Raw genomic sequence first — 12,303 nt, 5'->3', positions numbered from 1 at the left:
TAGTAGTCAGCGGTTAAGTTTTTTGTTCTATTTTTATCCTTCTTTCGTAGTAACTTGTAACTGAACGTCACAGTCTGTAACACAAGGTTGATATTTTTTTGCCATACTTAATTGTCTATGGCGTTAAGACGGGAGAGAAATGAATGAGAATTTTGTATTATCTACGTGTCTCTTTCACTTTTATTAGTTTGTTATCAATTGCTTTTGCAGGCCAAACTCATGCAGTGCAGGTTCAAAGGCTGTCACAAGATCAAATTCAGCCAGCAACATACAAAACACTTGCTCAGCATGTGACTTTACTTTCATTAGTGGAGTCTTCCGTTATTTGGCAAGATTACTTAACTATCTTGCAAAAGGGCAGTGAGGCGGAAAAACTCGAGTACATAGACAAAATTCAACAAGAGATCGCTCGCTTCTGGCATGATCGAAATGTACGCTTGCCTTATGATTCGCTGACTTCTTCTATGTCCGAAAAACGACAGGTTTATGCCTTAGAGCCTGCGGTTGAAGACTATCTTAGTGTTCAAAATCACATTAGGCGCTTATTGTGGCTGAATCAACGCCATGAATGGCCTCAAATACAACCTGGTGGCTTATTAAGGCCAGGTGACAGCCATAAGACCATCAGTTTGATTTCTCAAAGACTCTGGTTATTGGGAGATTTATCTTCTCGATCTGAAACCCAATACACTTATGACAATACAATTGCGATGGCGGTGGCGAGATTTCAGCAGCGTCATGGTTTGAAAGCTGATTCTGTTATTGGCCCCAAAACGTTACATTGGATTAATCAAACGCCACTGCAACGCGCTGAATTATTAGCCAGCAATTTTGTTGAAAAAACCAGTTATTTGTCTGACTTAGGTGAGCGCTACTTGTTAGTGAATATACCTGCATTTGAAATGGTATTAGTCAATGAAAGCCAAATCGCATTGAGCTCTAGAGTGATCGTAGGCAAAGCCTATAGACGAACACCTGTGATGCAGGGGCAAATCTCCAACATCGTCATCAACCCTACTTGGACCGTTCCTAAAAAACTTATGAGACGAGATATTCTTCCAAAGGTTGCCCAAGATGGACATTACATTACTGACAGGCAGTTTGATGTGTTTGATATCACTGGCACTAAAGTGAATAAAACAGCTTCAGAGTGGCAAGATATTGTTTCAACAGGCCCGTTTCCTTACCGGTTAGTGCAGAGGCCAGGTAAGATAAATGCGCTTGGGCGTTACAAATTTCACTTTAAAAATGATCTCAATATTTATTTACATGACACGCCAGATAAAGCCTTGTTTGATGAAGATGACCGAGCATTATCATCTGGCTGCATTCGAATCGAAAAAGTACAAGAACTAGCGGAGTGGTTTGCCGAAAATGTGGTGATTGATAAACGCACTTGGCATCGAATGCAGGAGCAAGGCGAGCAAACGCAATGGTTTTCACTTTCTCAAACAGTGCCAGTCCACCTGGTTTACTGGAATGCGTGGGTTGATGAAACTAACCTCGCTCAGTTCCGGAATGACATTTATCATTTAAATAACATTAAGCAAACCGAAGTGGCTAATAATGCAGCAACTTCGTTACAAGTGTCTTCTCGTTAAGTTATTGACCAGATTAACACTTGCTGTTTTGTTCATAATTTAAGCTGATTTTATCGGCTTGAATGCTTGCTATTGTCTCACTTTCCGTTTAACTTCGCTTTCAATTGTGTAAAAAATGCACATATTTTTGATTATTTGAAAGTGGTGAGTGAATGTCTTTAGTGTGTCCTGCCCGTCGGCAATTAGTGTTAGGTTTAAGTGGTGTTGCTGTCGCTTCAATGTTTTCCAATCCAGTTCAAGCAAGACGTTCTACTCAAGGTGTTAGAGAACTCAGTTTTTACAATCGTCATACCGGAGAGCGTCAAAAAGGCCAGTTTTGGGTTGAAGGTGAGTATGACCAAGATACTTTGTCATTATTTAGCGAAGTACTACGTGATCATCGTCAAAACCAATCAGCGCCTATGGATAAGCGTTTATACGAATTTATTTATCAGCTACAACAAACTTTAGGTAATACTGATGAAGTTCATGTCATTTCCGGTTACCGCTCACCAAAAACCAACAATATGTTAGCAGCTAAGAGTAATGGAGTCGCAAAGAAAAGCTACCACATGAAAGGAATGGCGATGGATCTTGCAATCCCAGGCGTTGAGCTTAAAAGCCTTCGTGATGCTGCAAAGGCATTAAAATTGGGTGGCGTAGGTTATTATCCACGTTCTGGTTTTATTCATGTGGATTGTGGCCCTGTAAGAAGTTGGTAGTGTTTTCATATTGACACTATTAACGATGTGACTGCTTGATACTATCTTGAGAAGCATGAGTGAATGGTATGATTTTTACTTAATAACTTGTTGAGTCAAGGTGGCTATGATAGAATCCGCGCGCTTTGTTAAAGAACAAGCACGAGTTGTTATTGGTCGAAAATAACAACATCAATTTATTTTTTATAAGTGAGAAACACATGTCTTACACTATTCAAGCTGAAATCCGTACTGAAATCGGGAAAGGTTCGAGCCGCCGCCTACGTCATGCGAATTTAGTTCCTGCTGTTATTTACGGTCCAGGTAAAGAGCCAATGTCAATCAAAATGGCTCAAAAAGATATCGTAAACATTCAATTGAATGAAGACTTCTACAACACTGATTTAACACTAGTTATCGACGGTAAAGAAGTTAAAGTACGTGTACAAGCAATGCAACGTCATGCGTACAAAACGCTAATCGAACACATTGATTTCAAATTTGCTTAATTGCTAGTTTGAGTGAAAAAAGCGCCTTAATGGCGCTTTTTTTGTGTCTGTAAATTGGCGGCATTGAAGTAACGGTAGTTCACTGTGAAATGACAAGCTGTATTAGGTTTATAGCAATAGCGGTTGCTATCGTTTTAGCGGATTAATCGACGTTAAAACTGTAGTAAATATCAAGAGACTGATTGATCGTCCCTGAGACGGTTTCTAAATATAACTGTGACAAAATATAGTATCGAACTGTCATCTCATATCCTGGGTTAAATACACCAATACCGTATTTCACCATTAAGTCTTCGCCAATGTAGCCACTAATGGCAAATCGTCCTTCATCGTTCGCATCAAGCTGGACGTTAGAAAAACCAAATTTCTCAATCAAGCCTGTGGCTGTTGAGCCAATATTATTGATTGCTCCACCACCTAATTGCGAGCCTAAGCTTAATGCGGCTCCCATCATTAAGGCATTATTTTGCTCGTTGCTGGAGTTACTAAATCCTGCGCCAGTAATAATATAAGAGAGAATTTCTGCTTGCTCTTTTGCTGGACTTGAAAACAAGGTGACCTCAGGTTGCATTGCTGTACCTGTCACTCGTACGCCCGCAGTTAAGTCTTCATCTTTAATTTCTCTGACTGCTTCAATATTTAGATTAGGGACTTCGGTAGGGCCGGAGAATTGTACTTCGCCCGTACTAATCGTCAGTGTTTGTCCCATGAATTTATAAGAGCCATTAGTGACCTTAATATCACCAAATAGTAGGGGAGGCTTGAATGCTTGTTGTTGCAGCAAAAGGGTGCCACGTAATTTTCCGCTAAGGCCCATACCGTCAATCAGTAACTCATTACCAACTTTAATATTTAAATCCGAGACCACTGCGTAAGGGCTTGTTTGTTGTTCTTTTTCAGAAATAGAATCGTTAAATACGACATCTGAGGAAACGGCAACGCCGCCTTCTGCAAGCTGAACAACTGTAATTTCACCCGTTGGAATGTCGACATTGCCTTTTATCGCCAGTTGCGTTGTGTCGAAAGTAATATTGATGTCGGGAGAAATATCTAATATCGCAATTGGAGGTTGAATAAATGCGAGCTTGTCACCCAGAATATCAATATCACCGCTAAATCGACCATCAGGCCAAGCCAACGTACCCGCCACACTAGCTTTACCATCTCTCATTGCTAACGTGCCATCAACTTTTGCCTGTTGACCTTTTAACTGCATTGCTAGAGTAATATCGTCAATTAACGTTGGGTTGTTCGTTGTGGCTAAAGCCCCGTTTTCTAAGCTTAAGCTTCCTTGCACCTCAGGCTGAGTTAGGTTACCTAATATACTCAGGTCCGCTGCGAATAAGCCTTCTAATGTTGCGAGTTTAGGGAAAAAGCCCCTCAGAGGCTCTATATTAATCGTATCGGCTTTGATAAAGCCTGTTAATGCGCGTTCTTCATCATTACTAATACTGATTTGACTGTTAATTTCAGCAATATTCTCAGCGCTAACAATAAGGCTGCTTTTGAGCTGTGTTTCATCAATCACAGCATCCAGCTTGATGGTATCGTAGTGTAGGTTGATTCGATCGTTTTCAGTGCGGCGTAATGCTATATCCCCACCATTAAGCAATAGCGCAATGTTGGCTTTAAGTTTGTCAGTTTCTGACCACTGAGCTGTTGCTTCTAAGTCGGACTCACCAGTCCAGTTTAGACGAGGAGGCAGCAGCGGCTGTAACAAGTTACCTGGTTGGCCATTGATACTTAGCGAAAGATCGCCTTGAGTACCAAATCGACCTTGCTGGTTTAAGCACAGACTACTATGGGTTTGAATTAAGCAAAAAGGCGTAATCTTTCCATCTTGATTGAGCTGATCCCATTGGATATTAACAGGGTTATTTATTTGCCAAGCACCTAATAAATTTGAAATAACAAGTGAGTTAATGTCGGTATTAAAGGTTTGCTTTTGTTCATTAAACTGATTATTGATTTGAGTGTTTAATGCGATGTCACCTTGCGTATTGAGTTTAATTTTTTGTTCAGCAAGGGTTCCTTCGGCGCTAAGCGTTAATTCTGATAAATCAATCTGTTGCCATGAAAGCTGGTTATTATTGATGCTAAGCGTAAATTGATGTTCATTTAACGGTAGGTAATGGCCTTTAAGAGTTAACTGTTCAATATCAATATCAGCAAATTTAACATTACTCATTCGGCCACTTACGTCAACGATTGGTTGCGTATCATCCCCTGTCACATCAATTTTTGCATAAATTTCGCCTTTAGCATTAGGTAACCACTGGCTAACATCAGGTACGGAAAGCTCAGCATCGACATCCCAAAAACGGCTAGCTTGGCCATTAATTAATAGTTCTGCTCCTAAAACACTTGCCTGTAAATTGTCGGCATTGATGGCGAACTTATCATTGAATTTGATATTCCCTTTCACCGTTAACGGAAAATCATTTAATGTTCCACTGAGATCGGCATCTTCTACGGTTATTTGCCATTGTTCATCATCAATAACGCCAGCGGATAGCAGTGAACCATCAATATTGCTTGCAAGTTCCGTTAATTCATAAAGATAGGGGACTTTGTCTAGTTGAAGCGAAGATGTCGCTAATTGTGCTGACCAACTGACCTTATCATCAAAGTTGAGGTTGCCGTCTGCTACTAGGTTTCCAGCTTCTGACTCGACATCAAGATGCGAGATAATGAGCTCATTTTGACTAAGCTCAATATTGGCATCAAGCACTAAAAGAGGGTGATACGGGCTTAAAAACTCACCACTAAAAATGGCAGACTGTTGATGAATGTTTCCTTTACTGGTGAGCTTACTTAATCTCGCGGTGTAATCGGGCTTATCAAATGGCCAGTTAATATTTGCTTGAGCAATTTCAATTTGATAATCCATTTCTGGCTTACTTAACTCAATAATTGCTTCAAAGTCGATGTCTACATCGCCAGTTGCAGAACACTAATAACGATAAGTTGTCGAAACCATTTTCGGCCTCAATCGCTATTTTTTGTTGAGTTAACTCAGGTACTTCAGTCACCTTACTAAGGTTAAACTTGGCATCAATATTCATTGGATAGTCATGATTAAGACTAATATCACCAACGAGATAAGCCTCGCCATAATCATGAGAGACCGATAATGCTTGCACATCAATTAAGTATTCAACATAGCTACCAATTAGTGAAATATGAGAAAAATTATCAGTTCTATTACCTAATTTCATTACGCTGTCATGGGTAATGAGCTCATCAACATAAATAGGAAAAGTCATGTAAACGGCAGGCAAGTTGGCCATGGCCCAGGTTTCTAATTCTGATGATGAAACGTTTTTATCTTGATTATCTGGGCTTGAGGTTTCTTGCGCATCGGCAGTATCTTGTTGGGAAGATTCACCTAATGGTATATCGACTAATAAGCCTTCACTATGTAAGTAATTTACTCTGAGTCCACTCTTATTCCATAACGCTTTACCTTGCAGGCGACCTGCGTTGTAACGCATGTCATTCACTGTGACTTTTACGTCGTTCAGATCTAATTGATTGAGTCCAATAGGGACGGGTAAAATCAACGGTGAAGGGGATTGCTGCTCAGCGGCATCCTCATTATTGGTGTCTTTAGGGTTGTCATTTTCTGATGGCTTAGAAGGTTCATCATCTGCAAACTGATCGGTTTGTACTATGACAGTAACATCATCAGCAAATAAGTTATCAACACAAATCTGTTTGTTAAAAAGACAAGTTGGAACCCATGAGAGGCTCAGGCCTTCAACCTCTACAGTGACGCCGTCCATTGACCAACGAGCAGTAGTAAATTCAAGTTGATTGTTTATAGTGCCTGATTTTAAGTTTAACGCTAAGTTAGGAACAAACTGGTTGGCTAGCATCACACTGATCTGGGCACCAATCGGAGTGCCAATCAGTATTGCTATCAGCATCAATAACAGTAAAGGGATATAAATAGCAGTACGAGTACAGAGTTTAAACGCTTGCCAACAACGACCTAAAAATGATTTTGGTGGTTTTGATGCAGGTATATGCGCTAACGATGAACTGTCGTGTTGATTGCTATCTTCTGTTTTAGGGGGCATAGAATCAGTCATTATAAGTCTGTCCCCATGGTTAAATGAATTCGCCAAGAACGGTCAATGGTTTCAGTTTCTTTTAGGCCTACACCTAAGTCAAACTTAATAGGACCAATAGGTGAAATCCAATGAATACCGCCGCCAACAGAGACTACAGGCTCAAATTGTTCAGTATCAAAAGCATTACCAGCATCGACAAAAGTGGCGACTCGCCAAGTGTCAGTGAGATAATATTGATACTCTAAACTACCAACGACTAAATAGCGTCCACCGACAACCTGCCTCGATAAGCCGCCCTCAGAGTTAACATACTCGATATAAGGGCCTAACTCTTGAAAGCCGTAACCACGAATCGATTGATCGCCACCGGCAAAATAACGAAGTGAAGGCGAGATTTGATCAATTTGATCACTATCGGCAATATTTGCGCCTAAATCCAGACGTGATACAAAACGATGACGTTCAAAAAAAGTATCAATCCATTTTAATTTTGCTTCGATTTTCGTTAAGCGAATTTCAGAGCCTAAATTAGGATCGCCATACTCCAGACTGTATGTTTGTCTAAAGCCTGACTTAGGGTCTAAGGTGTTGTCTCCACGCGTTGTTTTACTTAATCCAAAACCAGCCAATACAAATTGCGGGTCATAGTCAGTATCAGATTGATTATAAAACTCATGGTTATATTCTAAGGAGTAGCCAAATAACCAACCGCTGTCTAATCGTTGTTGCCTGATTATCCCAAACAAGCGTTTTTCAGATTCCAGTTGCCCCGTATAATCGTAGTTTCTGTCATCTTCATTGTAATCTTGCGTCACCCCGTATTTATCACGTAATAAACCAACCCTAAATTTAAGCTGATCATCAAGAGGATGCGTTAACGGAATGGTATAAGTGGTTAAAAACTTGGGTCTGTCAGGCGACCATTCCATTGTGGTTTCTTGGGTATGACCATAACTGTTAATTTCTGGCATACGCCAAGTAAGCCGAACTCTTGGCTCAACGGTTTTTTCTGCATTGGTTCCAATATCGGCGCCCAAACCCACTTCAAAAGAGTGAGTGGGTCTTGGGGCTAAATCAACTTTTATCGGTACTTTAGTCTCAGACATGTTATCAATTTGAGGTAAAACTTTAATATTACTGAAATAACCGGTATCAATTAAATTCCGATTAAGCCGATTTAGCCGTTGGGTTGAGTAATTCGCATTAGGGTCAAATGGAATGAGTTTTTCAAGTAAATCATCATTTATGGTCTGGCCTGAAAACGTGACTTCACCCATTTTGTATCGTCTTCCAGATTCAAAATAGAGGTGGATTTTAGCGGTATTTAAATCACGATTGATTTCAATTTCAGAGCGAGTAAAAGCCCCATCAAAATAGCCTCTGGCCAGTGCTAGTGTTACTAGATTTGATTTTAATTCTGAATAAACACCATGGTTAAGGGTATCACCTGGTTTAATTGTTAACTGATCCATCCAGCGATTAAAGCTATTATCATCGAGCATTTCATCACTGAATTTGATGTCAATCCATTGAATGATAGTCGGTTCGCCTTCATCAATATTAATAGTGAGTTTCCAAGGGGAATTTTTGGATTCAGTGACATTAATATCCACTTTTGCGTGATATCGGCCCATTGATTCAAGTGCAGCGGTAACATTATCTTCTACGGTAAACAAAAATGCGCGGCGCTGAACTTGAGAAGTGGGTGAATCACCTAAGTGAGCACGTACGTTTTTGGCCAAACTGCCAGAAACACCCTGCAGTTCAATCGTTAGCCATTCATTTTTTTAGCCCAAGCAAAATTTGATGCCAATGAAACAAGGGCAACGCAAATGACTAGGCAATATTGTAAAGACTTGGATAACAATGACTGAATGCTTATCAACAAATAAAGATGGTTTACCTATTGTCGCCAGATTACCGCAATCAGGCAAGGTTATGATTGAAATTACCGCCTGAAATGGTTACAAAGATACAAACTGATCAAGGACTTGCTTAAAATGAAAACAATAACACTAGCACTGATAGCATCAATGGCTTTATTTTCTGGTTCTGCGAATGCAAAAACTAAACCTTTTGCGATAGCCATTCATGGTGGAGCAGGGACCATTCAGCAAAGTAGCTTTACCCCTGAGCAAGAAAAAGCCTATCGAGCGAAGCTAAAAGAAGCGGTAGATGCAGGCTATGCTGTTTTAGATAAAGGCGGCTCTAGTTTAAGTGCCGTAACCACTGCAATTAATGTATTAGAAAACTCACCGTATTTTAATGCGGGTAAAGGTGCGGTATACACTCATAATGAACAGCATGAAATGGATGCGTCTATTATGGATGGCAATACCATGAACGCAGGTGCGGTTGCTGGCGTTAAACACATTAAAAATCCGATTGATTTAGCGCGCTTGGTAATGGATGAGTCTGTCCATGTCATGCTTTATGGAGAAGGGGCTGAAGAGTTTGCCTTAACTCAGGGGGTCCAATTGGTGGCTAACGAAACCTTTAATACCCAAAAACGTTATCAAGGTTTACAGCGTGCAAAAGCAAAAATGGCAGAAGCGAAAACCAATGCAGATTACCAAGCTGCGCACCAACAGTTAGAGACAGAATATAAAGTTGGTACCGTTGGCGCTGTCGCATTGGATAAACAAGGTAATATTAGTGCAGGTACCTCAACCGGCGGAATGACCAATAAACGCTATGGTCGTATTGGCGATGCGCCCGTTATTGGTGCTGGAACTTATGCTGAGAATGGAGTGTGCGCAGTGTCAGCGACTGGACATGGTGAATATTTTATTCGCTACCAAGTCGCAGGTGATATTTGCGCGAAGGTGAAATACCAAAGTAAATCGATCATCCAGGCGGCCGATGAGGTGATTAATCAAAGATTGATTACCGTTGGTGGTACAGGTGGCGTGATAGCAATTGATCATCGCGGCAATATTGCGACCCCATTTAATACAGAAGGGATGTACCGCGCAACGCGTAAGAGTGGGGAAGAAGCACAAGTGATGATTTGGCGTGATAAGTAAGCCTTAACTTTCCTTGTTATTGTTATGAATCACGATTGAGATTTATAAAAGCATCAAGTATTCGCTTGGTGCTTTTTAGTTCAGCCTATGTTGAGTTTGAGGTCGCAGCTTATTTGTGTTCCAAACTCCGTTTGGATTAACGTCGTGGCGCTTCGCCCACACCAGAGTCAAGGGGAAAGCGCTTGTCCCCCTTAACAAACCCTCAGCACCCCTAACGAAAAATGCTGGAAAGCGCATAATTTTCGATGGGGATTGAGCCAGCTTTTAACTTTGTTTGTTGCTAACTTCAGACTTATTCGAAAATGCTAACGCTTCCAGTGGTGCATCCATGCACCGCGAAAGCTATGCTCACATCCATGTGAGCATCACGCTATTTTCTTCAACGTCCTCAATTCAAATTGAGCCCTCTAGCAGATTACATACTTGATCTTTGGCCTTTTAGCTCTTTAAATTGTCACGAATACAGTCAAATCGAAGAGACAATAATCCCAGTGTAGATGCAGCAGCGAGCTTCCAAAACATGGATGTTTTGGCAGAGCTTACATGGACGTACTTGCAGCGTCTCGCAGTTGTATCTGCATATAAGCCTGCGGCAGGCAATTGGTTAGATTTAAGTAATGACCTTTGATAATTTAGTTTAAAAAACAAGTAAAACATTGAATTAATGGTATAAATTATATTAAGGTATAACCGCTTAAGGACAGCGTTGGGTAACTTCGAATACAGTCATCGGGCTTGCCATTTAGGGAAGAAAAACCATTCAATAAAAGGTGCCTTTCACCAACCCTATAAAGTTTACTCTGACCCTGACGAATCCCCACGAAATAACATACAGAAACAATAAGATATTTAAATTAGGTTGGAACATTCATGGCATTTGGTGATCAAATTTATCGCCAAACAAAAATTACCACGAGCAAATGCCATGAATGCAAAGCAAGTTTTATCAAAATGCCTATCACTTGTCACCCCAATGATGCACAAAACTCGTCGACTGAGCCTATTTACTGCCATCGAAAGTTCGATGAATGGGGGCTCTATTTCTGTTACTGGTCTTGGTCGAGACATTGATAGTAAAGCCATGGAAAAGCACAAGATTAAGCGTGTAGTGGTCAAGTTAAATTGGCCACGGTTTTATAGTTTAGCCAGTACCTTTTCTCTGACTCGTTTGGTGTTAAACCGCCATTATGTTGATGCGGCCTAACGTGGCTGTAATAGCCAATAATATATTTCGTTATATCTATCTTAGCTTCATTAAAACTTCGATAGCCTACCGTTGGCACCCATTCGGTCTTCAAACTTCTAAAGAACCGTTCCATTGGTGCATTATCCCAACAGTTACCGCGACGACTCATGCTTTGTGTTATCTGGTAACGCCACAGTCGTTGCCTGAACTTTCTGCTTGTGTAATGACTTCCTTGGTCACTATGAAACATAACGTTATCAGGTCTACCACGAAGCTCATAAGCCATCGTTAATACTTTGGCGGTTAACTCACTATCAGGTGAATGTGACATAGCCCAACCAATAGGTTTACGAGCAAACAAGTCAATTACCACTGCTAAGTACGCCCAACGGTTGCCAGTCCAAATATAAGTCACATCACCACACCAGACTTGATTTGGCTCAGTAACATCAAACTGACGCTCTAGCAAGTTAGGGATTGCCACATGCTTTTTAGAGCCTTTCTTATAAGCATGTTGTGGCAATTGGCAGCTAACCAGTTCTAGGTCTTTCATAAACCTTGTCGCGCGATATCGGCTTAACTGAAAACCACGCTGCGTTACAATTTCAGCAATGGTTCTTGCACCTGCGGAGCCTCCACTTAGTTCATGCGCTGACTTTACTTCAGCTCGCAACTTAATTTCTTCTGGAGGCAATGACGTATCACGCAAGCACCAGTATTTATAACTGCTGCGATGGACATCAAATACATCACACAACGTTTGAATCGAATATCTGGCTTTATGGCTCTGATTGAGTTTTTCGATTAATTCGAATTGTTCAGTGAGTCCGACATCAACAGAGCCGTAGCCTTTTTTAGAATTTCCTTTTCTAATTCAATGCGCTCAATCTTCTTCTCAAGCTCACGTATCTTAAGCTGCTCAGGGGTCATAGGTGTCGCTTTCGGGGCTTTACCTTGGCGCTCTTCTTTTAACTGTTTAACCCACTTACCAATTGTTGAAAAACCAACATTCATGGCCTTGGCTGCTTCTTCATGAGTGTAACCATGGTCGACCACCAATTGTGCCGTTTCCAATCTAAATTCTGGACTGAAATTTTTACGTGACTTCTTAGCCATTATCTTCACCTAATACTGCTATGAATTAATCATAACATCCTCTAATTAGGTGGCCAAAATCACTATGCCACTACAGAATAAGTTTACATTTAGTTGTGATGCTATGTAA

7 protein-coding genes and 2 pseudogenes are annotated in these 12,303 nt (G+C 40.7%); 5 read left to right on the top strand and 4 right to left on the bottom strand.

Annotation, left to right across the window (positions count from 1 at the left end):
• Window positions 1–143 precede the first annotated feature (143 nt).
• The 3 genes from ACGEDC_RS00700 to rplY all read left to right on the top strand — a co-directional run bounded on the left by ACGEDC_RS00700 (window position 144) and on the right by rplY (window position 2,790).
• Window positions 144–1,601, top strand: a complete 1,458-nt coding sequence (locus ACGEDC_RS00700; RefSeq protein ID WP_394495816.1) for a L,D-transpeptidase family protein — start codon at window positions 144–146, stop codon at window positions 1,599–1,601.
• 152 nt (window positions 1,602–1,753) lie between these two features.
• On the top strand, window positions 1,754–2,302 hold the full coding sequence (locus ACGEDC_RS00695) for a DUF882 domain-containing protein (protein ID WP_394495814.1): 549 nt from the start codon (window positions 1,754–1,756) through the stop codon (window positions 2,300–2,302).
• Window positions 2,303–2,502: 200 nt separating this feature from the next.
• Window positions 2,503–2,790 carry a 50S ribosomal protein L25 gene (gene rplY, locus ACGEDC_RS00690; RefSeq protein WP_394495812.1) on the top strand — a complete coding sequence of 96 codons (288 nt, stop codon included), beginning with the start codon at window positions 2,503–2,505 and terminating at the stop codon, window positions 2,788–2,790.
• Between the two features lie 142 nt (window positions 2,791–2,932).
• Here rplY and ACGEDC_RS21295 read toward each other — a convergent pair.
• From ACGEDC_RS21295 to ACGEDC_RS00675, 3 genes and pseudogenes are all read right to left on the bottom strand, one after another.
• A pseudogene (locus ACGEDC_RS21295) lies at window positions 2,933–4,108 on the bottom strand (translocation/assembly module TamB domain-containing protein); the annotation flags it as partial.
• A 1,600-nt stretch (window positions 4,109–5,708) separates the two neighbouring features.
• On the bottom strand, window positions 5,709–6,884 hold the full coding sequence (locus ACGEDC_RS00680; RefSeq protein ID WP_394495808.1) for a hypothetical protein: 1,176 nt from the start codon (window positions 6,882–6,884) through the stop codon (window positions 5,709–5,711).
• On the bottom strand, window positions 6,884–8,635 hold the full coding sequence (locus ACGEDC_RS00675) for an autotransporter assembly complex protein TamA (protein WP_394498193.1): 1,752 nt from the start codon (window positions 8,633–8,635) through the stop codon (window positions 6,884–6,886). The genes ACGEDC_RS00680 and ACGEDC_RS00675 overlap by 1 nt, the downstream gene beginning before the upstream one ends.
• 231 nt (window positions 8,636–8,866) lie before the next feature.
• Here ACGEDC_RS00675 and ACGEDC_RS00670 point away from each other — a divergent pair, with 231 nt between their 5' ends.
• Both ACGEDC_RS00670 and ACGEDC_RS00665 read left to right on the top strand, forming a co-directional pair.
• Window positions 8,867–9,892, top strand: a complete 1,026-nt coding sequence (locus tag ACGEDC_RS00670; RefSeq protein WP_394495806.1) for an isoaspartyl peptidase/L-asparaginase family protein — start codon at window positions 8,867–8,869, stop codon at window positions 9,890–9,892.
• A gap of 925 nt (window positions 9,893–10,817) precedes the next feature.
• Window positions 10,818–11,000 (top strand): annotated as a pseudogene (locus ACGEDC_RS00665) (IS4 family transposase); the annotation flags it as partial.
• Between the two features lie 4 nt (window positions 11,001–11,004).
• On the opposite strand, the gene ACGEDC_RS00660 reads toward ACGEDC_RS00665, so the two are convergent.
• Window positions 11,005–12,194, bottom strand: a protein-coding gene (locus ACGEDC_RS00660; protein WP_394493236.1) for an IS3 family transposase whose coding sequence is annotated in 2 segments (ribosomal slippage) — window positions 11,005–11,936 and window positions 11,936–12,194 — 1,191 coding nt in all. Because the reading frame shifts where the segments join, the coding sequence is not laid out codon by codon here.
• Between the last annotated feature and the right edge of the window lie 109 nt (window positions 12,195–12,303).

The organism is Shewanella sp. ENK2 (genome assembly GCF_043568515.1).
Classification (GTDB): Bacteria; Pseudomonadota; Gammaproteobacteria; order Enterobacterales; family Shewanellaceae; genus Shewanella; species Shewanella japonica.
Note: the sequence above shows the minus strand (reverse complement) of the source record. Positions and strands in the feature narration are given on the sequence as shown.

Coding starts and splice junctions, on each gene's coding strand:
- ACGEDC_RS00700 (WP_394495816.1), top strand. CDS start 144: ATGAGAATTTTGTATTATCTACGTGTCTCTTTCACTTTTATTAGTTTG.
- ACGEDC_RS00695 (WP_394495814.1), top strand. CDS start 1,754: ATGTCTTTAGTGTGTCCTGCCCGTCGGCAATTAGTGTTAGGTTTAAGT.
- rplY (WP_394495812.1), top strand. CDS start 2,503: ATGTCTTACACTATTCAAGCTGAAATCCGTACTGAAATCGGGAAAGGT.
- ACGEDC_RS00680 (WP_394495808.1), bottom strand. CDS start 6,884: ATGACTGATTCTATGCCCCCTAAAACAGAAGATAGCAATCAACACGAC.
- ACGEDC_RS00670 (WP_394495806.1), top strand. CDS start 8,867: ATGAAAACAATAACACTAGCACTGATAGCATCAATGGCTTTATTTTCT.